A 23,512-nucleotide genomic window follows, 5' to 3' on the forward strand; every position below is an offset into this window, starting at 1 on the left:
GGGGCTGAGCAACCCGCGACGGCGGTCACCCGCGGGACTGAGCTCGCCCCGTGAACGCGGGCCCGCCGGGCCGTCGTCTCGCGCCGATGTCCATCCCGGTGACCGGCGGCGCCCGGCGGCCACGGCAGTGGGCCGGGGTTCCTACGATGAAACGGTGAGGATCCTCGACAAGCGGGAGTGGCAGGCGCGGGCCGAGGCGCATCAGCGGCGGGTCGACGCCTGGGTCGGGCCGCACCTGAGCCGCCGCAGGGAGGGTCAGGCCCACCCGGTCGAAGACTTCCTGTTCGACTACTACGGCTACCGTCCGGGGCGGCTGCGCAGGTGGCACCCGGGCGCGGGCGTCGTGCTGGCGGAGGCGCAGGGCTACGGGGCCGACTACCTCGACACCGACGAGGGCGCCACCGTCGACGCCGACCGGCTGCTGGCCAAGCGCAGGGCCATGGTCGAGTGGACGGCCGCGCTGCTGTCGGCGACCGCGTCGCGGCAGGGGCAGTTCGGCTGCTTCGGCATGCACGAGTGGGCGATGGTCTACAAGCAGCCCGCCGACGAGGTACGGCACGCCGCCCAGCCGCTGCGCATGCCGCCCGAGGAGATCGCCGCCGTCGTCGAGCGCAGGGGCGCGCGGTGCAGCCACTTCGACGCGTTCAGGTTCTTCACCGAAGCCGCCAGACCGCTCAACACCCTGCGGCCGACCCGCGAACGCCAGGTGGAGCTGGAACAGCCCGGCTGCCTGCACGCCAACATGGACCTGTACAAGTGGGCCTACAAGCTGTCGCCCCTCGTGCCGAGCGAGCTGGTCGCCGACTGCTTCGAGCTCGCCCGCGACATCAGGACGCTCGACATGCGCGCCAGCCCCTACGACCTCAGCGCGCTCGGCTACGAGCCGGTCCCGATCGAGACGCCCGAGGGGCGGCTCGCCTACGCGGCCGCCCAGCGGGGCTTCGCCGAGCGGGCCGCGCCGCTGCGCCGCACGCTCGCCGACCTGTGCCAGAGCCTGCTCCTCAACACGCCCGCTCGCGGGGAGAGTCCAGACGCAGGTGTTCCGCGAGGGGAGCTCAGCGTGGATGCTCCCGGCGGGAGTCTCGGCGCGGGCGTTCCGAGCTGAGCTCGAAGGTCGCGTGGAAGCGGGCGTGGTCACCATGCCCGCGCAGGAGGATCACGCCGAGCGGACGCCCGTTCGGGTTGCCCGTCGCCGTCGCCGTGTAGGCCTCGAACCCTTCCGGCACGGCCAGCGCCAGGCGGGGCGCGCCGTCGACGTCCCAGGTGCCGCGCAGGACACGGTCGGGCGGCACGAGGAGCGTACGGACGTCGCACAACGCCGTCTCGTCCGGGGCCGGCGCGCCGGCCCGCTCGGCGGTGGTGAAACGGACGTCGCGCAAGGCCGTCTCGTCCGGGGCGGGTGCGCCTGCCCGCTCGGCGGCGGCGAAGCGGCCGTCGCCGTGGAAGACCCACTCGATATGGCCTGGCGCCGCCAGCGTGACCGTGAACTCGTCGGTCCACCCGCCGTCGGTCACCTCGACGGAGCGGCGCAGGACGGTCCCCTCCCACGCCGACTCCGCCACGAGGTGGCGCGCGGACGACTCCAGCAGGCGTCCGGTGTGCACGGGCTGCCGGGCACCGTCGACGATCACCAGGTTGTGCGCGTGGGGTGAGCGCGTCCACGCCGTGAAGTCCGAGCCGTAGCCGCTGGTTCCGAGGTCGAGGCTGGACCAGCCCGTGGCGGTCTCCACGTCGACGTTGAGCTTGTCGCGGTGGTCGTGCCAGCCGCCGTCGGGGCCGAACCGCATCGCCAGCCGTACCGAGGCCGAGCGCAGCAGTCCGATCCCCGTGCACGGCCACACGAACGAGGCGCGGTCGCCGGAGCCCGCGGGCACGTCGTCGGGACCGAAGACCAGGGCGGCGACCGACGAGCGGCCCTGGATCTCCGCGCAGCCCGGCAGGGTGGCAGGGTTGCCGAACCAGGGACGCACCGGGCCGGGCCGCGGGCGCTCGTAGTAGGGAGCCAGGTCGACCGGCGCCTCGGGTACGACCGCGCAGGCGGCCTCGGCCTGGGAGGCGAAGTCGCCGACGTGGCAGTCGGCCCAGCCGTCGCCGTAGGCGGGAAGGCGGGTGTCGGCGTAGGCGAGGGAGGGCGGGGCGGCGATGGCGCGCGACAGCCGCAGCGCCGCCCGCGCGGACAGCCCCGCGGGCCCCGCGGCCTCGCGGTAGGACAGGAGCGCGGCGACCGCGTAGTAGTGGTAGTGAGCGTTGACCTCGTACCAGAGGCCCTCGGGCCGGAAACCCTCGATGACCTGGGTCTCCGCGCCGAAGGGGGAATCGCGGCACCACGCCATCAGCTCGTCGTCGCCCAGCCGGGCGGCGCACTCGGCCAGCGCGGCCAGCAGCCAGCAGTGGATGTTGTGGATCATGCCGACCTGCGGGCGCAGCAGCTCTACGATCGCCCGCGCCATGGCGTCGACCGCCAGGCAGGTGGCGGGACTGAGCGCGTCGCCCGCCCAGCGCAGCGCGCGCAGCATGCCGACGGCCCAGACCGCCTCGTCGAGCGACTGCGGCAGGACCCTGCCCGTGCCCGCGTTGACACCGTGGGGCTCGTAGGCGAGGTAGTCGCGCGCGTAGACGGCCGCGATGCGTTCGAGCTCCGCGCGTGGCTCCTGGCCGTTCGACAGGCGGACCAGCAGGGCGGCGCGCTGTGCCTGGACGGCGGCGGCGTTGTGCATCGTGGTGCGCCACGCGCCGTCCCACGGTTCGCCGAGGTAGACCCTGCCGCACAGGGAGCACGCGTGGCGCGCGGGAGTGGCGGCGTCGAACACCAGCGGCGCGCCGTCGCCGTCGCAGAAGTAGTGGTGACTCCACGCCGACGGGCGTTCGGGGCCCGGGATGACCAGCTCGCGCGTCCAGCGGGTGAAGTCGGCCCTGATGGCGGCCAGGATCGTGGCGGCCCACGGTCTGGTCTCGACCCTGCGCAGGATCGCGGGCCAGCGGGGCGTGTACGCGGCGCTCATGTCACCATCGTGACGCGAGCGCCCAGGTCGCGATCGTGGTGCGGTGTCATGTCACCATCGTGACGCGGCATGCCGCGATCGTGGCTCATGTCGCCTCATGGCGCGGCGGTCGCGTCACGCCACGGGATCGACCCGATGTCAGCTCGTCGAGCCTTCCTTGGAGACGGTGCCGTCCTTGGCGTCGACGTAGACCTCGTGCTTGGTCCCGTCAGGGGTGAGGAGGTCGGCTTCCCACGCCACCTTGCCCTCGTGCCGGTCCAGGTACAGCTCGGCGATCCTGCCTCCGGGCACCGACTCGGTGGCCTTCTGCGCCGCCTCCTTGTAGGTGAGAACGGCGCTCTTGACCATGTCCATGAGCTTGGCCTTCTCCGCCGCGTCGTCCTGCTCGGCCGTGGGTCCCGAGACCACGTTGCCCGACTCGGCGTCGATGTCCATGCTGTGCTCGGTGCCGTCCGTCCCGACGACGTGGACCTCCCAGGTCCGGCCGTTGTCCCTGGCCTCGATCGCGATGAGCGTGGAGCCCTCGACGGCCTCCACCGCCGCCATGCCCGCCTTCTCGAGGCTCTCCACGTCGCCCGCGCCCATGCTGGGCGCGCCGCTGGGCTCCATGGTCGGGTAGCCGCTGGGTTCCATGCTCGGGGCTCCGGTGGGCATCCCGGTGGGAGACGGGAGGGCTGCGACGGCGCCTCCGGCGGGCACCTGCTTGGCCACGGCGGTGCCGGACTCGGTGCCGTCGGTCCCGCAGGACGCCACCCCGAGCAGAACCGATCCGGCGAAGATTGTGCCGATGATGGTCTTTGTCCGTTTTCCACCATTCATACTGGTGACGCTGCCCGGAACGTCGTAAAGGCACGCCCAGCGATCAGGCAATACGGTTCAGGCCGGAGAACCGACCACTGCCTGGTCCACCGTCCCTTTCGCGGCCTGCTCGCCCAACGTGAGGCCGAGCCCCGGCCGCGCGTACCGGCCGGGGCCACCGGCCCGCCTGGCGTAGCCGCAGCCGACGCCCTGGTGGCCCTGCTCGGCGCCGATCTCGGCGAACAGCACGGCCACCTCCCTCATCGGCCGCGGGACGCCTAGTCTCGCGCCCTGCCCTCGGCGGCGTGCAGGCGACGCCGGTGCTCGTCGAAGACCTCGTCGTTCGACGACACCGAGGCGCCGGGCACGGTCGGCGAGACGAACGTCGGGACGACCACGCCCCTGCCCGCCAGCACGGCGGCCGTCCTGGTGACGATCTCGTGGCTGACCACGCAGGCCACGACGGTCGACGCGCCGCCGACGGGACGGTCCCATCCGTCGACGTCGACGATCGCGTCCTGTACGGGCACGCCCGTGTCGATGGTGACGTCGCACACCTCGGCGATGCGCCTGCCGCTGGAGTGCTCGGCGGGACGCTCCAGGTTGGCGACGGAGGTGACGGCCACGGTGAACAGGCCGCGCTTGGCGCCGTACATGGCCGCCTCGACGGGAGCGGCGTTGCGCCCGCCGTGCGAGTAGACGACCAGCACGTCACCAGCGCTGAGCGGCTCGTGGTCGAGGTACTGCTCGACGTAGCCCTCGGTCCGCTCCAGCCACAGCAGCTCCCGCACCCCGCCGGGGCCGAGCACGTTGTGCCACATCAGGCGGGGATCGGTCAGCGGGTGCAGCCCGGCGAAGCTGCCGTAACGCGGGAAGGCGTCCATGGTGGGGATCACCGAGTGGCCGCTGCCGTACAGGTGGATGAGGCCGCCGTTCTGCACGGCGTCGGCGCAGCGCTCGGCGACGGCGTCGAGGGCGGCGCCCTGGGTGGAGTCGAGGCGGTCGAGCAGATCGATCATGAGACGGGTGTAGGTCACGAGATTCCTCTCATCGCAGGGCCAAGCGGATCTGGTAGCGGTCGCCGCGCATCACGCTGCGGACGTACTCGAAGGGGCCGTGGGCGTCGAAGGTGAGGCGCTCGACGTAGAAGGCGTGCGCGCCGGGCGCCACGCCGAGCGTGGGGGCGTCCTCGTCCAGCACGCCGCCGACGGTGAAGGTCTCGATCGCCTCGCGCGGCACGAGGCCGTAGTGCTCGCGCAGCGTCTCGTACAGCGAGCGGTCGGTGAAGTCGAGCCGATCCAGGCCGGGGAAGCGCTCCAGCGGCAGCAGCGCCGTCTGAACACCGACGGGGCGGGCGGTGTCGGTCCTGAGCCTGCGCAACCGCAACAGCAGGTCGCCGGGTCCCAGGCCCATCTCCTTCGGCAGGTCGCAGTCGACGGCGGGCACCACGCCCTGCTCCAGGACCCTGGCGCCCGACGGGTGCCCGAGCCCCGCCAGTTCCGCGGTGAACGAGGTGACGCCGCGCGCGCCCGCCGTCAGGCTGGTGTCGCGGACGAACGTCCCCCTGCCCTGCTCGCGCACCAGCACCCCGCGGTCGACGAGCCTGGCCAGCGCCTGACGGATGGTGACCCTGCTGACGCCGTAGGCCTTTCCCAGCTCGTCCTCCGTGGGCAGCTGGGCGCCCGGCACCCACTCCTCGGCGTCGATGCGTTGCCGCAGCGACCGCTCCACCTGCAGGTACAGCGGCACGCCCGAGGTCGGGTCGAGCCCTTTCATGTTCACCAGTCCTCCCCGATCCTGGCCGCGAGCAGCGCGCCCACGGCTCCAGCGCTCGACCCGAGGCCCGCCGCGACCACCGGCACCCGCCGCCCGTCGGGCGAGGCGAGCCGCTCGATGTGAACGGCGAGCATGGGTCCCAGCACGTCCATCGCGTCGGCCATGCCGCCGCCCACCACGACGACCTCGGGGTCGAGCGTGCTGGCCAGCGCGGCGATGCCCCGCGCCAGCCGTCGAGCGTAGGCGTCGAGTTCGGGCGGCATGCGGCCGGCGCGGGCGGCCGCGACCAGCTCAGGCCCCCGCCCGCCGAGCGCCGCCCCCGAGGCGGCCCCCTCGAACCCGCCCGTGTCAAACCCGCCCGTGTCAGGCCCGCCCGTGTCAGGCCCCGTGTCGGAGCCGGCGGGGAGCCAGCCCCACGAGCCCGCGCTGCCGTGCGCGCCGCGCCAGATCCTGCCGTCGACGAGCAGCGCGCCGCCGATCCCCGTGCCGACGGCGACCAGCACGGCCGAGCGCCGTCCCTTGGCCGCGCCCTCCACCGACTCTGCCAGCAGGGTGAGGTGGCCGTCGAGGCCCAGCCGTACCGGGGCGCCGAGCCGTTCCGCCAGGTCGTCGGCCAGCGGACGGTTCTGCAGCCACGGCAGCGCGGGCACGAACACCGGGCTCCCGCCCGCCGACGTGCCGGGCAGCCCGACCCTCACCGCATGGGCCCCCGGCCCCGCGAGCTCGGCGACCAGGCCGACCAGCTCGTCGTAGGAGCGGGGCACCGTGTGCCTGGCGACGGCGCCGCGCACGCCGTCGCTTTCGACCAGCACCCGCAGCAGGGTGCCCCCCACGTCGACGCCGACGTACCTCATCCCTTCACCCCCGTCCTGGACAGCGAGGCCACGAACACCCGCTGTGCCAGCAGGAACACCACGATCGTCGGCAGGGAGGCGATCAGCGCCCCGGCCATGACCACGTTCTGGTACTGCACGGAGGTGCTGTAGTTGAGCAGCCGGCTCAGCGCCAGCACCACGGGGAACTTCGCGTCGTCCTGCAGGATCGACAGGGGCCAGATGAAGTTGTTCCAGTAGAAGACGAACGAGAAGATCGCCAGGCTCACCACCGCGGGCCGCAGCAGCGGCGTGACCACCCGCCACACGATGCGCAGCTCGCCCGCGCCGTCGATGCGGGCCGCGTCGAGCAGCTCGTCGGGCACGTCGGCGACGAACTGCCGCATCAGGAAGACGCCGAAGGCGTTGGCCAGCCACGGCAGCAGCACGCCCAGGTAGCTGTCGGCCAGGTCCATGGACGACACCAGCCAGTAGAGCGGCACGAGCGTCACGACAGGCGGCAGGAACATGGTCGCCACCACCCCCCAGAACAGCGCCTCACGACCCCTGAAGTGGTGCTTGGCGAACACGTACCCGGCCAGCACGCTCGTGACCAGCACCGACACCGTCGCCACCCCGGCCAGCAGCAGGCTGTTGACGAACGCCGTGCCGAACGGCACCGCCTCGAACACCTCCGCGAACGCGCCGAACGACGGCTCGCGCGGCCACCAGGTCGGCGGGATCGCCTGCAGTTCCTCGGGCCCCTTGAGGCTGGAGATCACCATCCAGTACAGGGGGAACAGTGCGGGCAGCATGACCAGCGCGATCGCCACCGCGGCCGCCGCACGCCTCATGACCGCCTCCTGACCGCGGCGAGGAACACGCCGCCGAGCGCCACCAGGAGCACCAGCAGGGTGAACGCCATCGCGCTGGCCTGCCCCGCCATGCCGTGCTGGAAGGCGGCCCGCTGGATCGCGAACGACAGCACGCTCGTGCTCTCAGCGGGACCGCCCTGCGTGAGGATGTAGACGGGGTCGAACACCTGGATCGCGTTGATGATCGCCACCAGCCCGATGAAGACCGTCGTACGGCGCAGCAGCGGAAGCGTGACGTGCGCCGTCTGCCGCCAGAACCCGGCGCCGTCGATGCGCGCCGCCTCGTACAGGTCGGCGGGGATCTGGGTGAGCCCCGCGACCACCAGCACCGTGTAGTAGCCGGTCATCTGCCAGATGTGGAAGATCACCAGCGACACCAGCGCGGTGTCGGGCGAGCTCAACCAGGTCGGGTCCCATGCGTCGAACAGCCGCGACAGCGGCCCGTAGTCGGGGGCGTAGAGCCCGCCCCAGACGATCGAGATCGCCACCGTGGGGATCACGTACGTCGAGAACAGCACCGCCCTGGCCGCCCCCTTGCCCATGACGCGGGGGAAGTACAGGAGCATGCCGAGCGCCAGGGACAGCGGCAACGTCACCACGACCACCAGCGCCACGTACAGCGCGGTGTTGCCGAGGGCGGTGAAGAAGCCGTCGTCGCCGAGCAGGTCGGTGTAGTTGCCGAGTCCCCGCCACGACATCTCGCTCAGCGGGGTGTACATCGACCACTCGTGCAGGCTGATCCAGAACGTCAGCCCGATCGGCACCACCGTGAACAGGCCGATGACGAGCATGGCGGGTGACAGGAACGCCACGGCCGCCATGCTGCGACGATGCCGCGTCACGTGCCTGCCTTGGTGAGGATGTCGGCGACCTCCCGCTGGGCCGCGCTCATCGCCGCCTCCGGCGTCTCCTTGCCGAAGACGACGTTCTCCACGTGCTTCTGCACGGCCTGGCTCATCGCCTCGCCGCCCAGCACCGCGGGGAACGGGACGGCGTTGGCCAGTTCGGCGACGTAGGCGGACAGGAACGGGTCGGACAGCTCCGCCCGGTGCGCCTCGAGGTCGCCGGTGCGGCTCGGCAGGATGCCCATCGACGTCAGGATGTCGCCCATCGCCGAGGAGCCGTTCTTGCCGCTGTCCTTGCCGTTGAGGTAGGTGAGGAACTTCCACGCGGCCTGCTGCCTGGCCTGGTCGGCCTTGCCGTTCACGATGGTCAGCCAGGAATAGGACACCGGGGCGCTGCCGCCGCCGTCCGGTCCGACGGGGACGGGGGCGACGCCCACATCCTGGTAGCGCTCGCCCATGGCCTCCTTGAGCGCGCCCTGCCACCAGTTCGCCATGATGATCATCCCGGTCCTACCGTTGACGAAGTTGTCCAGGTAGGGGCCGGTGGTGTTGGCGTTGGCGTTGCTCATCTTCGGCTGTGTCGCGCCGGACTTCACGAGCCTGGCGTAGAGCTGGGCGGCGGCGACGGTCTTGGGGTCGTCGAGCTTGGGGACAGCGCCGTCGAGGAGCCTGCCGCCGTTGGAGTTGACCAGCGAGAGCCAGGGGTGCACGACGCCGGCGGGCCAGCTGGTGATCACGCCGAAACCCTGCCTGCCGTCCTTGGACAGCTTCGCGGCCGCCTCCTCCAGCTCCGCCCACGTCTTGGGCGGGGCGGCGACGCCGGCCTCCTTGAGGAGCTTCTTGTTGTAGTTGAGCGCGTAGAGGTCGACCTCGTTGGGGTAGCCGCGCGGGCCGCCCTGCTTGGTGACGCCCTCGATCAGGTTCTTCGGCCAGTTGGCCGCGAGCTCGGTTTCGGCGTCGGCGGGCATGTTCCCTGCCAGGCCGTCGCGGACCAGCTCGGGCAGCCACAGGTCGTAGACGCTCGCGATGGTCGGCCCGTTGGGGCTGGCGCCCTGGGTGCGCAGCGTGGACAGCAGGTTCCCGAACGGGACGGCGCGGATGTCGACGGTGATGCCCGGGTTCTGTTTCTGGAACGCCTGGGCGGCCGCTTCCAGGGCCTTGACCTGGTCGGGGCCCCAGTGTGTGAGGAACGAGATCTTCGTGGTCTTCGGGCCCTCGGCGCCGCCGCCGCACCCTGCCGCCATCACCGCCACGGCCGCGCTCACCGCGGCCACCCGCATCGTCGAGGTCTTCATTGGGGGGCCTCCTGATTCATCAGGTCGTTAGGTTGTTATAACGAATTTTCGCCCCCGTGGGAAGACCTCTTGTTCTCCGCGGGCGGGCTGAACTCGGGTCCGAAGTCCCGCGTTCGCGACACCACGTGCGCGTGGAAGGCCCGCACCACGGGCGTGAGCTGGGCGGGTCTGACGACGCCGATCGTGCGGAACACCGCGGGGGAGAGCGGGATCTCGACCACCCCCTGCAGCGGCGCGGTCGCTTCTCCGGGCAGCAGCGCCACCCCGAGGCCGGCGGTGACCAGCCCGCGCACGGTGTCCGACTCCTGGCCCTCGAACGTGATGCGGGGCCTGAACCCGGCGGCGGCGCACAGGTCGTCGGTGATCTGGCGCACGCCGTACCCCTTTTCCAGGGTGACGAAATCCTCGTCGGCCAGTTCCGCGGCGCGCACCCGCCTGCGCCCTGCCAGCCGGTGCGCGGCAGGGACGGTGAGCATCAGCTCCTGCCTGGCCAGCGGCGTGCCGGTCAGGTCGGGGTCGTCCGAGGGGAGTGGGGCGACGAAGGCCAGGTCGATCTCGCCCTCGCGCAGCCGCCGCAGTATCACCTCGCGCGAGCCCTGGACCAGGCTGAACCGCACCCCCGGGTGCCGCTCGCGGAAGCCGCCCACGAGCGCGGGCACGAGCGAGCGGCCGAGCAGGTGCAGGAAGCCGAGCACGATCCGCCCGCTGCCAGGATCGATCTCCTCGCGCACCTCGCGGACGCCCGTCGCCATCACCGCCAGCGCGCGGACCGCCGCGTCGGCGAGCGTGCGGCCGGCCCTGGTCAGCCTGACGCCCCTGCCGTGCGGGACGACGAGCGGGGTGCCGACCGCTTCGGACAGCGCGGCGAGCCGCCTGCTCACCGTGGGCTGGGGCACGCCGAGCAGCTCGGCCGCCCTGGTCACGTGCTCGGTCTCCCTGATCGCGGCCAGGAGTTCCAAGTTGGGAGCCAATTCATGCATCACGGTATGAATTTTCGCATATTGCGGTATTGGACGTATTTATTAGCTTTGCTTAGTTTCTTTGGCGTGGCTATCGCTCCTCGGGTGACTGCCGGCGTCGCGGCCGCGGGCATCTCCTCCTTCGCCCTCCTCTACGCCCCGCAGTCGGTGCTGCCCCAGCTCGCGACGGACTTCCGGCTCGACCCCGGCGGCGCCTCCCTCGCCGTGGGAGTGGCGACGGGCGCACTCGCCGTCGCCGTGCTGCCGGTCGCCGCGCTGTCGGAGGTCGTGGGCAGGAGGCGGGTCATCCTCATCTCCGTCGTCGCCTCGGCCGTGCTCGGCCTGCTGCTGCCGCTCGCGCCGAACTTCGAGACGCTCCTGGTCCTCAGAGCCCTGCAGGGCATCGCCATCGCCGGCTTCCCCGGAGTCGCCGCGGCCTACCTGATGGAACTGCTGGGCGGGGCGGGAGTCGCCGCCGCCGTCGGCGCGATGATCGCTGGCAACTCGGTCGGCGGCATGGCGGGCCGCCTGGCTGCCGGGCTGGTCGCCGAACCCCTCGGCTGGCACGGCGCGCTCGCCGCCGTCGCGGGCGTGTCCGCGCTGTGCGCGGTGGTCACCGTTCTGACGCTGCCGCCCTCGCCCCCGCGCGCCAAGACCAGGCACGGGGGCGGCATGCGGGCGGCCTTCAGCCGCCCTGTGCTCCTCGCGCAGTACGGCGTGGCCGCGGCGGGCGTGGGCTCCTTCGTCGCCGTCTACAACGCCGCCGGATTCAGGCTCATCCACGACCTCGGCCTCGCCCCAGCCATAGCCTCGCTGGTCTTCCTCGCCTACGCCATGGGCACCCTCTCCTCGGGCGCGGCGGGCAGGCTCGTCGGCAGGTACGGCAAGCGCCCGGTGCTCGTCGGCGCCCTCCTGATCACCGTCCTCGGCACGCTGCTGACCATCCCCGACTCCCTGACGCTGGTCGTCACCGGGCTGGTCGTGCTCACCGGGGGCTTCTTCGCCGCGCACGCCGTCGCCAACGGCTGGGCCGCCGCCGAGGCCCCCGAGGGAGCCCGCGGCCACGTGTCCGGCATGTACACGCTCTTCTTCTACGTAGGCAGCAGTGTCGGCGGAACGCTGGGCAGCATGGTGTACGGCAGGGCAGGGTGGAACTGGCTGGTCGTCTTCACCGCCGCCTGGCTGCTGGCGGCGGTGGCGGGAGTGCTGACCGAAGGGAGAAGGCGGCGTGACCATCAACGTCACGGTGTGGGGCGAGAACGTGCACGAACGGCAGGAGGAGGACGTCAGGCGGCGCTATCCGGAGGGCCTGCACGGCGCGATAGCGGCAGGGCTGCGTGAACGCCTGGGCGGGAACGTCACGGTCAGGACCGCGACCATGGACGAGCCCTCCCACGGCCTCACCGAGAAGGTCCTGGCCGAGACCGACGTCATGACCTGGTGGGGGCACGCCGCCCACGAGGACGTCTCGGACGACGTCGTCGCCCGCGTCCACGAGCGCGTGCTGGGCGGTATGGGCCTGCTGGTGCTCCACTCGGGCCACTACTCGAAGGTCTTCCGCTCGCTGATGGGCACCACCTGCACGCTGACCTGGCGTGACGCGGGAGAGCGCGAGCTGGTCTGGACGATCGACCCCGCGCACCCGATCGCCGCGGGGGTGCCCAACCCGCTCGTCATCGAGCAGCACGAGACCTACGGTGAGCCGTTCGGCATCCCGACTCCCGACGAGCTCGTCTTCATCAGCTCCTTCACCGGGGGCGAGGTCTTCCGCGCCGGCTGCTGCTACCGCAGGGGCAAGGGACGCGTCTTCTACTTCAGCCCAGGAGACCAGAAATACCCGATCTTCCACCATGAGGGCGTCCAGCGGGTGCTGGCCAACGCCGTCCTCTGGGCGGCGCCTCCGGGTGGCGCGGGCGAGCCGCTGCGCAACGTCCACACCCCGATCACCTGGTAGGCGAGCGCATGGCCTTCGACACCATCACCGAGGGCAGGCGCTGCGCGCCGGTGGTCCGTCGCAGGAAGGCTTGACAACGTCGCCATGATCACCTCGCCCAAATCGGCGATCAGGGGGCCGAGGCGATAAAGTCCCATCCTTGTGACTCCTCCGCTCCGTGAAAGGAGCAGCTTCTCGCTAAGCCGCTCCCGCAGCCTCACGAAGGGCAAGCCCTGCCCTCAAGATGTTGATCGCTGCGTTCACGTCGGCGTGGGCGGTGTGCCCGCATGCCACACAGACGAACTCGGCTTGGGTGACGCGGTTCTCTCTTGCGCTGTGCCCGCATCGGGCGCAGGTGCGGGAGGTGCTGGAGGGGTTCACCGCAATCAGCTCGCGACCGGCGCTTTCAGCCTTGTGCGCGAGGACCGTCAGGAACACTCCCCAACCCGCGTCCAGGATCGATCTGTTCAGACCGGACTTGGCCGATGCGCCATTGGCCAGGTAGCCGCCCTGGCCGTCAGGCTCAGGCGCCGCCCGTTTGGTCATGTTCGCGATCCGAAGGGCCTCATGCGCGATCATGTCGTAGTCGCGGACCAGCGTCAGCGCGGCCTTGTGCGCGCAGTCCAGGCGTTGACGGCGCACCTTGGCGTGCAAGGCGGCGACCCGAGCGACAGCCCGACCGCGACGAGAAGAGCCTCGCTTCTTGTGAGCCAAGTCCCTCTGCGCCGCCGCGAGCCGGTCTGCCGACGTTACGAGATGGCGCGGATTGGTGACGTGCCCGCCATCGCTCGTGGTCACCAGCCAGGCCACACCCAGGTCGATCCCGGCCACCGCGCCGGCAGCGGGCAGTGGCTCGGCGGGCACGCTGTCGCAGGAAAGGATCACATACCAGCGGGAACCCTCCCGCTTCGCACTGATCGTCTTCACTCGGCCTTTCACCGACCGGTGATGGTGGACCTTCACATGTCCGATGCCCTGAAGCCGGACGAACGTAGTCGTCGGATGTCCTGGCTGGGAGTCCCATCGGCACCCGTCGCCGTCCTTCGGCCACTCCACCGTGTCGAACCAGCCCCACCCCTTGAAACGGGGGAAACCCGGCGTGCGGCCCTCGCGGACCCGCATGAAGAACGCGGAGAACGCCTTGTCCAGACGGCGCAGCGTCGCCTGCTGGGAGGAGAACGACCAGCGGCCCTGCCCCTCGGCGTCGTCGGCACGAATGTTCTTCAACTCCGCCGACTGGTCGCCGTAGCGGACGCTCACGCCCGCCTTGCGGTAGGCGGTGCGGCGATGCTCGAGAGCGGCGTTGTAGAGCTGGCGATGATCTTCCAGGCATTGCGCGAGTGCGGCGGCCTGCTTGCTGGTGGGACGTAGCAGGAACCTGAACGACCTGCGCACACCCACCCCCCTCACGATCAACCCGGCGGATCAACGGTACCGGCGGGCTCCGACAAAACGAAGGGAGGGAGCGCGGATTCACCCGTCGGCCTACGCAGGTGGTTCCCTCCGCGCTACCACGATGGAGCTGATTGACAAGGTTCGCGAACTGCGCGGCCAGGGCAAGTCGCCCAAGGAGATCGCCCGCGCGCTGGGCGTGCCGCCGTCAAGGGTGGCGCCGCTGGTCCGGGCGATCGCGGCCGAGTCTCCCGTCGACGAGGCGGGAGAGGTCGTCGGAAGCTGGGTGAACACCGGCTGGAGCGTCGGCCTCACCGCGGACGGCTGGGCCGACGAGGCGCCGGCAGAGGACGGCACCAACGGCACCGTCTGCGTGCTCGTCGCCCGCAAGCACGGCTGGGACAAGTTCCTGGTCTGCGGCTACCTGATCGACACCTACTGCCTGGGCGTCAAGAACACCGTCGGCCCCGACACCATGGACGAGCGCGAGCTGCGCCGCTTCCGCGACTACTTCTTCTCCGACTTCCCCGGCTGGCAGGAAGCGCCGTTCGAGCTGGCCAGGGAGCTGGTCCTGGGTTCCGTCGAGTACGCCAGGGGCCTCGGCTTCGAGCCGCACGAGGACTTCGCGCCCGCCGAGGGCCACCTGGGCGAGGGGAAGATCGCCGGGACCGTCTCCTTCGGCAGGGACGGCAGGCCGTTCTACGTCGCGGGCCCGAACGACGACCCGCGCAAGGTACTCCGCCAGCTCGAACGCGCCGTCGGCAAGCCGCCCGCCTTCGGCTACGTCATCGTCTGACCCGCTCCGCCGGCGCGGTGCCGTCTTGTCCGGTCGTGAAGATCGCTCTTGAATGAGCGCACGCGGGGGCTAAGGTCTTTCTGGGGCGGAGTCGGAGCGCCGTGGTTCGCGAGGCGAAACCCACCGGACCCGGGGAAGATGCCGAACCCACACCCCCAACGCCATTACGCTGCGGTTGAGGGCGTTATGGGGGCGGAGGGGCTGAGTGATCGAGAACGGAGTGGCGGGCCGTACGGCGACGCCTGGGGCGGGCGTGTCCGGTGAGGCGGTCGGCAGGGTGCTCGGCACGCAGGCCGCATCCCCCCTCTCCTTCTGGATCGGACTGGAGCCGGGCAGGGTCGTCCAGCTCGACGACGTCGTGGTCACCCGCAGAGAGGTGCCCGGCTACGGTCAGGTGCTGGTCGCGGGTGTGGTCGCGGCGGTCGAGGCCAGGCATGAGGGCGCCGCCTACGACTCTGACGTCTTCCTCATCGCCGACGGCGCGCTGCCGGCCGCCGTCGTGGAGGTGGCCGAGGTGCGGGTCACGAGGGTGGAGCCGGAGGTGTTCGTGCCGCCGCTGCCCGGAGAGGTGGTCTACCGGGCGGGTTCGGGCGACCGCGACCAGGCGCTCTACTTCGACGTGATGGACCGCCGCATCCCGATGGGCACGGGCCGCGACGGCCAGCCCCTCTACGTCAACTTCGACTTCCTCGACGGCACGCGCGGCGCGCATGTCTCCATCTCGGGTGTCTCGGGCGTGGCGACGAAGACCTCGTTCGCCACCTTCCTCCTGTATTCGATCTTCAACTCGGGGGTCCTCCAGAGCGAGGCCGCCAACACCAAGGCGCTGATCTTCTCGGTGAAGGGCGAGGACCTGCTCTTCCTCGACCACCCGAACAGCCGCCTCGACGCCGCCGCGACCGCCGCGTACGAACGTCTCGGCCTGCCCGCCAAGCCGTTCGGGAGCGTGCACGTCTTCGCCCCGCCGCGCCCGAACGACCCGAACGCCGTCCCGCACGTCTCGGCCCGCACCCACGGCGTCAGCGCCTTCTACTGGACGCTCGCCGAGTTCTGCACGGAGGAGTTGCTGCGCTTCGTCTTCGCGGACGCCGACGACGAGCGGGCGGGCTACTCGCTGCTCGTCGGCCAGGTCGCGGCGCGGCTGGCGGCGTGGGCGGTGCCGGTGGAGGGCGGCGCGGTCAAGCTGCCGGAGGGCGGGGTGTGCCGCACCTTCCCCGACCTGGTCGACCTGCTGAGCGACCAGCTCATGGACGAGGGGAGCAGGGTGACGTGGACCGGCGCCCAGACCCCGCTCGGCACGGTCAACGCGTTCCTGCGCCGGCTGCGCAGCGCGGTCAGGGCGCTGTCGCCGATCATCAGGGGCGACGTGGCGGGCGGGCGCCCCCACTCGATCCGCACGTCCGACGCGCAGGTCTCCATCGTCGACCTGCACAACCTGCCCGAGCGCGCCCAGCGGTTCGTGGTCGGCGTGGTCCTGCGGGGCGAGTTCGCCAGGAAGGAGAGTTCGGGCACGGCCAGACCGCTGCTGTTCGTCGTGCTGGACGAGCTCAACAAGTACGCGCCGCGCGAGGGCGACTCCCCGATCAAGGAGATCCTGCTCGACGTGGCCGAGCGCGGCCGTTCGCTTGGCGTGATCCTCATCGGCGCCCAGCAGACCGCCTCCGAGGTGGAGCGCCGCATCGTCTCCAACAGCGCCGTGCGCGTGGCGGGCCGTCTCGACCCGGCCGAGGCCGGCAGGTCCGAGTACGGCTGGTTGCCCCCTGCCGTCAGGGACAGGGCCACGATCGCCAAGCCGGGCACCATGTTCGTCGCCCAGCCCGAGATCCCCGTGCCGCTCGCCGTCGCCTTCCCCTTCCCCGCGTGGGCCACCAGGCCGTCGGAGGCGGTGCCGATCAAACAGGCCAGCCAGGACCCGTTCCAAGGACTGGTCGAAGAAGAGGACATCCCGCCGTTCTGATCGGAGCCCGATGAAGATCCTGCACACCGCCGACTGGCATGTCGGCAAGGTGCTCAAAGGCCGCTCCCGCATCGACGAGCACCGCGCGGTGCTGAGGGAGCTGGTCGCGACCGCCCGCGAGCAGAACGTGGACGCGGTCATCGTCGCGGGCGACGTCTTCGACACCTCCGCCCCCACGCCCGAGGCCCAGGCGCTGGTCATGCCCGCGCTGATGGCGCTGCGCGAGGACGGGCGCGACGTGGTGGTGCTGGCGGGCAACCACGACAACCCGCACCTGTTCGAGGTCTACCGCCCGGTGCTCGGCGCGCTCGGCATCCAGGTCGTCGGCGCGTTCCGCCGTCCCGACAAGGGCGGCACGCTGTCCTTCACCGCGAGGACGGGCGAGCCCGTACGGCTGGCCGTCCTGCCGTTCCTGTCCCACAGGTACGTGGTGCGCGCGGCCGAGGTCTTGACGGGGACCGCGGCCGAGCACAACCGCGACTACGCCGCCAGGGTCGGCGAGCTGCTCGGCGCGCTGACCGCCCCCTTCCAGGCCGACACCGTCAACATCGTGACCACGCACGGCACGCTGCCCGGCGGGGCGTTCGGCGGTGGCGAGAGGGAGGCGCAGTCGATCTTCTCGTACTACTTCGAGGCGACCGCGTTCCCCTCCTCCACGCAGTACGCCGCGCTCGGCCACCTGCACCGCAGGCAGCAGATCCCGGGGCCGTGCCCCATCTGGTACAGCGGCTCGCCCGTCGCCGTCGACTTCGGCGAGGAGGCCAACACGCCAGGCGCGCTCCTGATCGACGTCTCGCCAGGACGGCCCGCGGTGGTGCGCGAGGTGCTGTTCGAGCAGGCCCGCACCCTGCGGACGGTCTCCGGCACCCTCGAACAGCTCGAGGCCATGGACGTCGGCGAGGCGTGGCTGAAGGTGATCGTGGAGGAGAAGCCCCGCCCTGGGCTGGCCGACACGGTGAGGGAGTTGCTGCCGGGCGCGCTCGACGTGACGCTCGACGAGCGGTTCAGGCCGGTGCGTGCCGTACCGAAGGCGTCGAGCGCGTCGCGCAGCCCGCGCGAGCTGTTCCGCGACTACCTCACCAGCAGTGGGCGGCACGACGACCAGGTGGCGGGGCTGTTCGACCGGCTGTACGACGAGGTGACCGGCTGATGCGACCCCTTCTGCTGCATCTGGAGAACTTCGGCAGCTTCCGCGCACCCGTCACGATCGACTTCTCCGACATCGACTACTTCGCGCTGATCGGCCCGACCGGGGCGGGCAAGAGCACGGTGATCGACGCGATCTGCTTCGCGCTGTACGGCACGGTGCCACGCTGGGGCAAGGAGAACGTGATCGCCCACGCGCTCGCCCCCTCGGCCGCCGCGGGCAAGGTCGCGCTGGTCTTCGAGGGCGGGGGCCGCCGCCACGGCGTGGTCCGTGCGCTCCAGCGCGACACCAAGGGCACGGTCCGCACCAAGGAGGCCAGGCTCGACGAGCTCGACCCCGCCGTCCACGGGGACCTGACCCAGGTGCTGGAGGCGGTGCTGCGGCCCGTCGCCGAAGGCGACGCCGTCACTCCCGAGGTGCAGCGGGTGACGGGGCTGGAGTACAAGTTCTTCACCCAGTGCGTGGTGTTGCCGCAGGGCCGCTTCGCCGAGTTCCTGCACGCCGCGCCGCGCGAACGGCAGGACCTGCTGGTGCAGCTCCTCGACGCGGACGTCTACGAGCGGATCCGGCAGCGTGCCGTGCGCGAGGAGGAGGCGAGCAAGCAGGCCGCCTCGTTCGCCCGCGACCAGCTCGGCAAGCTCGCGGGCGCCGACGCCGCCGCCGAGCAGGCGGCGGGCGAACAGGTCGCCAGGCTGCGCGCGCTGGCCGAGCGGATCGATCTCGACCTGCTGCGGGCCCGCGAGGAGGAGATCCGCAGGGCGATGGCCGACCGCGAGGCGGTCGCCGTCCGGGTCAAGGCGCTGCAGTCGCTGCTGATGCCCGCAGAGGTGCCGACGCTCGCCGAGACCGCCAGGCAGGCCGTGGCCGCCGTGACGTCCGTCGCCGAGGAGGTGGCGGCGCTGGAGGCCGACGAACACCGTGCGCACGACGAGCTGGCCGCGCTCGGCGACCGCCAGACGCTCGCGCAGCGCCTGGCCGCCCTCGACGAGCACGAGCGCGTGACCGCTGCCGCCACCGCCGCCAGGAACGCCGCGGCGCAGGCCCGTGACGCGCTGCCGCGCCTGAGCCAGGCCGCGCGGAACGCCGATGAGGCGCTGGCCGCGGCCGAGCGCGAGCGCGACCGGCTCCGCAACGCCCACACCGCCGCCGAGCTGGCCGCCCGCCTGTCGGTCGGCGAGCCGTGCCCCACGTGCCTGCGCCCCCTCACCGAGCTGCCGCACCACCCCGCCCTGTCCGACGTCGGTACGGCCGAGCGCGCCCTGTCCGCCGCCAGGGCCGAGGCCGAGCGCGCCAGGACCAGGTTCGGCAAGGCCGAGACCGAGGCGGCCATGCTCGACTCGCAGGTCGCGGCGTTCGCCGCCAGGCTGGCCGAGCTGCCGCCGCCCGGTGAGCGGACCGCGCTGGAGGAGCGCATGGCCGCCGTGCGGAAGGCCGACGCGGTCGTGGCAGAGGCGCGCAAGGCCGTCCGTGAGGGCAGGGCCAGGCTCGAGAAGGCGCGGCGCGCGGCCGAGAGCGCCGGGCACAGGTCGGAGCAGGCGTGGCGCGAGCTCGAGCTGGCCCGCGACCGCGTCCTCAGCCTCGGCGCCCACCCCGGAGGCAGCGCCCCTCCTCCCGTCGATCGGGAGGACCTGCACAGGGCGTGGACGGCCCTGATCGGCTGGCGGGACGAGGCGGGGCGAGCGGCTCGCGCGGTGCTGACCGAGCGGGAGGCCGAGCTGGCGAGGGTGGAGGCGGGCCGTACCCAGGAGCGGGCCAGGCTCGTCAGGCTGCTGGCCGACCACGAGATCGCCGTCCCTGCGCAGGCCGCGCCCGACCAGCTCGGCGCGGCCGTCGCCACCGCCGTCGCCCGCGCCGAGGGCAGGCTCGAACGGGTCAGGGAGGACCGCGAGCGCGCGAGGGGCCTGGAGGCGCTGGCCGCCGAGAAGGAGCAGGAGACCAGGGTCGCGCACGAACTGACCCTGCTGCTGCGCGCCAACGCCTTCGAGCGGTGGCTGTGCGCGGAGGCGCTCGAACTCCTGGTCGCCACGGCCTCCGACACGCTGCGCGAGCTGTCCGACGGGCAGTACGAGCTGACGCTCGGCGGCAAGGGCGACATCGAGGTCATCGACCACGCGGAGGCGGGCATGCGGCGCAGCGCCCGCACGCTGTCAGGCGGAGAGACCTTCCAGGCCGCCCTCGCCCTGGCCCTCGCGCTGTCGGGCACCGTCGCGCGCAGCCTCGACTCGATCTTCCTCGACGAGGGGTTCGGCACGCTCGACCCCGCCACCCTCGACACGGTCGCCGCGACCCTCGAACGCCTGGCGGCGGGGCAGGACCGCATGGTCGGCGTCGTCACGCACGTTCCCGCGCTGGCCGACAGGGTGCCCGTGCGGTTCGAGATCGGCCGCGACGCCAAGGGGTCGCACCTACGGAGGGCGGGGACATGACGGCGTCCGTGACCGAGTTCACCGTCGATCCATGGGATCCGGGCTACGCGGCGGCGCTGTCCGTCGAGGCGCTGGCCGAGCTGGGCCCGACCAGCGCCGAGCTGGTCCTGGACGTCGAGAGGGACGCGGCCGACTGGAAGCCGGTCGACCCGCCGCCCGGCACGGTCGCGCCCGAGGCGCTGCTGATCGCCGACGGGGTCCGCAGGATCGACGCGCGCGTGTGGGTGCACGATCCCTCCTCGCCGATGCCGATCCCGGGCATCGCCGCCTCCTACGCGGCGGGAATCGTCGAATGCGGTCCTTCGGGGGCGAGGCTCGCCGCGCTCGAGGTGGGCAGGTCGCTGTTCAGCGCCTCGCCGTACACGCCGGAGGTCAAGACCGCGCACGCCACCTACCGTGCCGAGCGGGCCTCGGGCCCGAGCATGGACGAGCTGTCGCTGGCGCTGCAGCGCCAGGTCACGCAGCTGGAGGTGGACCTGGCGGTCAAGTATCGCTCCCTGGCCGACGACCTGCTGCTCGTCGACGGGCCCCTGCGCGGGCGCACCCACCTGCCGCGCACCGTGGGGTACATCAAGACCCACCACACGGCCTACCTGCCGGGGCCGCAGAGCGCGGTCGTCTCGGCGCTCGCGCCGGGGCAGCGCACCCCCGTCTTCCTCATGGGCACGAGCTGGCGGCGGCACGCCTGGTACGTACGCCTGCCGGTCCGCTCGTCCGCGCCGTGGGCGGGGATCGCCAGGTGCGAGGCGGGCGCGGACCTGTCCGTCGACGAGGTCGTACGGCTGGCCGACACGCTGACGCTCGTGCTGCCCTCGCTGGCCGGGGTGGACTACAAGGATCCGCGCGCGCCGCAGAACCTCGTGCCCATCGGCGGCCTGGAGAAGCTGCTGCGCCATCGCCTCGGCGACCCCGCGCTCCTCTACCGGGCACTGCGCACCGCCGCCCATTCTTGACCGTTTTCCTTTCTCGTGTTTCGGTGGTGATCGACACGAGAAAGGGGCGTCATGGGAAACAGCAACTCTGATGGTGTGACCCTGCTCAAGCCAGGTACTTCGGTCCTGGAAGACGAATTCTCGCTCACGCTCTCGGAAATGGTTCTGCTGGACGAGTCGTTCACGGTCCGCTGACCGTGGAGTCCCGCGCCCGGAGAGAGCGCGAGGTCGGTCTCGCCGATTCGCTCGGCATCATCGAGTCCTTATTCAGGGATTCGGGATTATCGGTGGAGTTCGTGTCCTCCGGTACCGCGGAGTTTCCCGTCCACCGTTGTTCTGTCGTCGCCCCCTCCGGCGAACTGGTGGCCGAGTCGCTCGGCAAGGGGCGCGGCGAGCAGAGCAGGGCGAGTGCTCTCTTCGAGGCGTGGCAGCATCTCCAGCACGAGCGTGGCCAGGCCGCCCTTCCCTCCGATACCTCACGCGTGCGGGTGCTGCCGGTGGCGGCGGTTCTCGCCCAGCGGGGCATCGAGGGCGACGAGATGCTCGCCAGGCTCGGCCGTGACTTCCCGTCCGCCGCGCCGGCGTGCCTGCTGCTGGAGCCGCTGGCGGAAGGCGGCGAACCGCTGTGGTACCCGGCCTTCACCCGGTCGCCCGCCTGCAGGGATCACCCGATTCCCGGCGACGACCTGCGCGGGTACGAGCCCTACCTGCGCTACGCCTACGACAGCGGCACGGCGACGGGCGTGACGGAGAACGAGGCGGTGCTGCACGGGTTGCTGGAGGTCGTCGAGAGGGACGCGCTCTCGCACGCCCTGCTCGACTGGTACCTCGGGGAGGCGCCGGTCGCCGCCGTGCCCGACGAGGCGGCCCTCCTCCTCGACATCACCTCCGACCTGGGCATTCCCGCCTACTGCGCGCTGCCGTTCGAGGCCGGCGACTACCCCGGCGTGCTGGGTTCGGGCGCGTCGCTCGACCCCGCCTACGCGGTCGAGCGGGCGTTCACCGAGCTCGGGCAGTCGCGGTTCAACCTGTCGCTCGGCGTCGACCGGACGCTGGCGCGCAGGCTGGAATCGCTGCGGCCGTGGCCGCTGCTCGACAGGTGCGCGCGCGTGGACCCCGCGCCCCTGCTGGACCGGCTGACCCCCACCGAGCTCAGAGCCGGCGGTTCGGGGGAGGCCTCCGTCGAGGGGCAGATCGGTACCGTCCTCGACGCACTGGCCGCCGCCGGACTGTCGGCCTATCTTTTCCGGTGGAATCCCCGCGGCCCCGGCTGCCCCGTCGTGACGGTCGTCGTTCCAGGAATGGACACCTTCTCCATGGTGCACAACGCGATTCCCGTGCTGCCTACGGGCCGGGCCATGCGCCGGTTGACTTGATGCGTGCCGTACTCGGCCGCCGGGATTTCCGGACGGTGTTTTTCGGTATGGCCGCGAGTTTGCTCGGAGACGCTTCTCTGCTGCTGATCCCGTCGATTCTGGCGAAGAAGATGACGGGGTCCGACGGGGCCGCGGGACTGGCGTTGTTCTTCTTCACCGCGCCGATGTGTTTCGCGCCGCTTTTCGGCATGGTGATCGACCGGGTCGACCGGCGGCGCTTTCTCGTGGTCGCCTGCCTGTGCTCCGCCGTCGCGCTGCTGCCGCTCGTCCTGGTGACGGGCATGGAGACCTACTGGCTGGTCTATCCGGTGTCCGCGGCGATGGGCTGCTCCTACACGGTGATCTTCAGCGCGCTGAGCGGCCTGCTGAAGAGCATGCTGCCCGGGGAACTGCTCGCCCACGCCAACAACGCCCTCCAGACCACCCGCCATGGGGCCAGGCTGCTGGGCCCGTTGCTCGGTGTCGCCGTCTACACGGGCGCGGGACTGTGGGCCGTCGTCGCCTTCGACATGTTCACCTTCGCCCTCGCGGCGTGCGCGTTCGCGCTGCTGCCCGCTCCCGTTCCCGTCGCCCGCCGTCCCTTCGGCCGGTGGCGCGAGGAGTTCACCGCGGGGCTGCGGCACATCAGGGACGAGCGCGCCATCCGTCCCGCTGTCACCGCGTTCGTGCTGATGTTCCTGGCGGCCGGGCTGTCCGAGTCGCTCATCTTCGCCGTCATCGAGGGGCTGGGCCGCCCGCCCGAGTTCACCGCCGTCACCTCCACCGCCATGGGCGTCGGGGCCATCGCGAGTGGCTTCGTCGTGGCCCGACTGGTGGACAGGCTCGGGGAGTTGCGCATGGTCGGCGCGGGCATCGCCGTCTACGGCATGGCGATCGGGATGTGGCTCGTGCCGGCGGAGAGCGCGATGGTCGTCTCGATGGCGCTGGCGGGGGTCAGCCTCACTCTCGCCAGTGTCGCCGTCCGCACCCTGCTGCAGCGCCGCAGCCCCGACGAGGTCGTGGGGCGCGTGTCCACGGCCTTCGAGGCGTTGAGCGGCGGGAGCCAGCTGCTGTCGGTCGCCGTCGGCGTCGTCCTCGTGACCCTGATCGACCACCACCTGCTGCTCGTGCTGGTGGTCGCCGGCGTCGTCCTGTCCGGCCTGCACGCCGTCCGCGTCTCCGTGAGGGTTTCCGTCGGCTGATCCTCGCTGT

General features: G+C 71.7%; 21 protein-coding genes. 10 read left to right on the plus strand and 11 right to left on the minus strand.

Features of this window, described 5'->3' with window-relative positions; genetic code table 11:
• Positions 1–154: 154 nt before the first annotated feature.
• A complete protein-coding gene (locus tag AC3EO4_RS16875) occupies positions 155–1,105 on the plus strand; it encodes a 3-methyladenine DNA glycosylase (RefSeq protein ID WP_431896446.1) in 951 nt (316 codons plus the stop codon).
• Here AC3EO4_RS16875 and AC3EO4_RS16880 read toward each other — a convergent pair.
• The 10 genes from AC3EO4_RS16880 to AC3EO4_RS16925 form a co-directional block, all read right to left on the minus strand.
• Positions 1,056–3,002 carry a heparinase II/III domain-containing protein gene (locus AC3EO4_RS16880; protein WP_431896448.1) on the minus strand — a complete coding sequence of 649 codons (1,947 nt, stop codon included), beginning with the start codon at positions 3,000–3,002 and terminating at the stop codon, positions 1,056–1,058. The genes AC3EO4_RS16875 and AC3EO4_RS16880 overlap by 50 nt on opposite strands.
• 138 nt (positions 3,003–3,140) lie before the next feature.
• Positions 3,141–3,821: a PepSY domain-containing protein gene (locus AC3EO4_RS16885; protein ID WP_431896450.1), complete on the minus strand. Its 681-nt coding sequence runs from the start codon at positions 3,819–3,821 to the stop codon at positions 3,141–3,143.
• Between the two features lie 57 nt (positions 3,822–3,878).
• Complete coding sequence (locus AC3EO4_RS16890) at positions 3,879–4,064, minus strand: hypothetical protein (RefSeq protein WP_431896451.1); 186 nt, start codon at positions 4,062–4,064, stop codon at positions 3,879–3,881.
• A 14-nt stretch (positions 4,065–4,078) separates the two neighbouring features.
• Positions 4,079–4,837, minus strand: coding sequence for a sugar isomerase domain-containing protein (locus AC3EO4_RS16895; RefSeq protein WP_379576468.1), 759 nt, complete (start codon positions 4,835–4,837; stop codon positions 4,079–4,081).
• A 10-nt stretch (positions 4,838–4,847) separates the two neighbouring features.
• Positions 4,848–5,576 (minus strand): GntR family transcriptional regulator, encoded by a 729-nt coding sequence (locus AC3EO4_RS16900; RefSeq protein WP_379576907.1) that lies wholly within the window; start codon positions 5,574–5,576, stop codon positions 4,848–4,850.
• A gap of 2 nt (positions 5,577–5,578) precedes the next feature.
• Positions 5,579–6,430: an ROK family protein gene (locus AC3EO4_RS16905; protein ID WP_431896453.1), complete on the minus strand. Its 852-nt coding sequence runs from the start codon at positions 6,428–6,430 to the stop codon at positions 5,579–5,581.
• Complete coding sequence (locus AC3EO4_RS16910; RefSeq protein WP_431896455.1) at positions 6,427–7,242, minus strand: carbohydrate ABC transporter permease; 816 nt, start codon at positions 7,240–7,242, stop codon at positions 6,427–6,429. The genes AC3EO4_RS16905 and AC3EO4_RS16910 overlap by 4 nt, the downstream gene beginning before the upstream one ends.
• Entirely contained in the window at positions 7,239–8,084 is an 846-nt protein-coding gene (locus AC3EO4_RS16915) for a carbohydrate ABC transporter permease (RefSeq protein ID WP_379576474.1), read from the minus strand. The genes AC3EO4_RS16910 and AC3EO4_RS16915 overlap by 4 nt, the downstream gene beginning before the upstream one ends.
• Before the next feature lie 17 nt (positions 8,085–8,101).
• Positions 8,102–9,403 carry an extracellular solute-binding protein gene (locus AC3EO4_RS16920; protein WP_431896457.1) on the minus strand — a complete coding sequence of 434 codons (1,302 nt, stop codon included), beginning with the start codon at positions 9,401–9,403 and terminating at the stop codon, positions 8,102–8,104.
• Between the two features lie 35 nt (positions 9,404–9,438).
• Entirely contained in the window at positions 9,439–10,383 is a 945-nt protein-coding gene (locus tag AC3EO4_RS16925; RefSeq protein ID WP_379576909.1) for a LysR family transcriptional regulator, read from the minus strand.
• Positions 10,384–10,449: 66 nt separating this feature from the next.
• Here AC3EO4_RS16925 and AC3EO4_RS16930 point away from each other — a divergent pair, with 66 nt between their 5' ends.
• Together AC3EO4_RS16930 and AC3EO4_RS16935 are read left to right on the plus strand one after the other, a co-directional pair.
• On the plus strand, positions 10,450–11,703 hold the full coding sequence (locus AC3EO4_RS16930) for an MFS transporter (RefSeq protein ID WP_379576481.1): 1,254 nt from the start codon (positions 10,450–10,452) through the stop codon (positions 11,701–11,703).
• Entirely contained in the window at positions 11,591–12,316 is a 726-nt protein-coding gene (locus AC3EO4_RS16935) for a ThuA domain-containing protein (protein WP_379576483.1), read from the plus strand. The genes AC3EO4_RS16930 and AC3EO4_RS16935 overlap by 113 nt, the downstream gene beginning before the upstream one ends.
• 177 nt (positions 12,317–12,493) lie before the next feature.
• Here AC3EO4_RS16935 and AC3EO4_RS16940 read toward each other — a convergent pair whose 3' ends face one another.
• Positions 12,494–13,690, minus strand: a complete 1,197-nt coding sequence (locus tag AC3EO4_RS16940) for an RNA-guided endonuclease InsQ/TnpB family protein (protein WP_431896459.1) — start codon at positions 13,688–13,690, stop codon at positions 12,494–12,496.
• Between the two features lie 121 nt (positions 13,691–13,811).
• Between AC3EO4_RS16940 and AC3EO4_RS16945 the strand changes: the two genes are divergently transcribed.
• The 7 genes from AC3EO4_RS16945 to AC3EO4_RS16975 all read left to right on the plus strand — a co-directional run bounded on the left by AC3EO4_RS16945 (position 13,812) and on the right by AC3EO4_RS16975 (position 23,502).
• Positions 13,812–14,483 (plus strand): helix-turn-helix domain-containing protein, encoded by a 672-nt coding sequence (locus AC3EO4_RS16945; RefSeq protein WP_431896460.1) that lies wholly within the window; start codon positions 13,812–13,814, stop codon positions 14,481–14,483.
• Positions 14,484–14,688: 205 nt separating this feature from the next.
• Positions 14,689–16,440 carry an ATP-binding protein gene (locus AC3EO4_RS16950; protein ID WP_379576487.1) on the plus strand — a complete coding sequence of 584 codons (1,752 nt, stop codon included), beginning with the start codon at positions 14,689–14,691 and terminating at the stop codon, positions 16,438–16,440.
• A 10-nt stretch (positions 16,441–16,450) separates the two neighbouring features.
• Positions 16,451–17,590, plus strand: a complete 1,140-nt coding sequence (locus AC3EO4_RS16955) for an exonuclease SbcCD subunit D (protein WP_379576489.1) — start codon at positions 16,451–16,453, stop codon at positions 17,588–17,590.
• Positions 17,590–20,013, plus strand: coding sequence for an AAA family ATPase (locus tag AC3EO4_RS16960; protein WP_431896461.1), 2,424 nt, complete (start codon positions 17,590–17,592; stop codon positions 20,011–20,013). The genes AC3EO4_RS16955 and AC3EO4_RS16960 overlap by 1 nt, the downstream gene beginning before the upstream one ends.
• Positions 20,010–20,966 (plus strand): hypothetical protein, encoded by a 957-nt coding sequence (locus AC3EO4_RS16965; protein WP_431896463.1) that lies wholly within the window; start codon positions 20,010–20,012, stop codon positions 20,964–20,966. Before AC3EO4_RS16960 ends, AC3EO4_RS16965 begins: the two co-directional genes overlap by 4 nt.
• 266 nt (positions 20,967–21,232) lie before the next feature.
• Positions 21,233–22,321 carry a YcaO-like family protein gene (locus AC3EO4_RS16970; protein WP_431896464.1) on the plus strand — a complete coding sequence of 363 codons (1,089 nt, stop codon included), beginning with the start codon at positions 21,233–21,235 and terminating at the stop codon, positions 22,319–22,321.
• 47 nt (positions 22,322–22,368) lie between these two features.
• Positions 22,369–23,502 (plus strand): MFS transporter, encoded by a 1,134-nt coding sequence (locus AC3EO4_RS16975; RefSeq protein ID WP_431896465.1) that lies wholly within the window; start codon positions 22,369–22,371, stop codon positions 23,500–23,502.
• The last annotated feature ends 10 nt before the right edge of the window (positions 23,503–23,512 follow it).

Source organism: Nonomuraea sp. bgisy101, from assembly GCF_057708945.1.

Bases quoted from the DNA above. Each gene is read 5' to 3' on its own strand.
- AC3EO4_RS16945 (WP_431896460.1), top strand. From the start codon at position 13,812: ATGGAGCTGATTGACAAGGTTCGCGAACTGCGCGGCCAGGGCAAGTCG.
- AC3EO4_RS16885 (WP_431896450.1), bottom strand. From the start codon at position 3,821: ATGAATGGTGGAAAACGGACAAAGACCATCATCGGCACAATCTTCGCC.
- AC3EO4_RS16920 (WP_431896457.1), bottom strand. From the start codon at position 9,403: ATGAAGACCTCGACGATGCGGGTGGCCGCGGTGAGCGCGGCCGTGGCG.
- AC3EO4_RS16890 (WP_431896451.1), bottom strand. From the start codon at position 4,064: ATGAGGGAGGTGGCCGTGCTGTTCGCCGAGATCGGCGCCGAGCAGGGC.
- AC3EO4_RS16900 (WP_379576907.1), bottom strand. From the start codon at position 5,576: ATGAAAGGGCTCGACCCGACCTCGGGCGTGCCGCTGTACCTGCAGGTG.
- AC3EO4_RS16965 (WP_431896463.1), top strand. From the start codon at position 20,010: ATGACGGCGTCCGTGACCGAGTTCACCGTCGATCCATGGGATCCGGGC.
- AC3EO4_RS16975 (WP_431896465.1), top strand. From the start codon at position 22,369: ATGGCCGCGAGTTTGCTCGGAGACGCTTCTCTGCTGCTGATCCCGTCG.
- AC3EO4_RS16955 (WP_379576489.1), top strand. From the start codon at position 16,451: ATGAAGATCCTGCACACCGCCGACTGGCATGTCGGCAAGGTGCTCAAA.
- AC3EO4_RS16880 (WP_431896448.1), bottom strand. From the start codon at position 3,002: ATGAGCGCCGCGTACACGCCCCGCTGGCCCGCGATCCTGCGCAGGGTC.
- AC3EO4_RS16915 (WP_379576474.1), bottom strand. From the start codon at position 8,084: ATGGCGGCCGTGGCGTTCCTGTCACCCGCCATGCTCGTCATCGGCCTG.
- AC3EO4_RS16960 (WP_431896461.1), top strand. From the start codon at position 17,590: ATGCGACCCCTTCTGCTGCATCTGGAGAACTTCGGCAGCTTCCGCGCA.
- AC3EO4_RS16910 (WP_431896455.1), bottom strand. From the start codon at position 7,242: ATGAGGCGTGCGGCGGCCGCGGTGGCGATCGCGCTGGTCATGCTGCCC.
- AC3EO4_RS16925 (WP_379576909.1), bottom strand. From the start codon at position 10,383: ATGCATGAATTGGCTCCCAACTTGGAACTCCTGGCCGCGATCAGGGAG.
- AC3EO4_RS16905 (WP_431896453.1), bottom strand. From the start codon at position 6,430: ATGAGGTACGTCGGCGTCGACGTGGGGGGCACCCTGCTGCGGGTGCTG.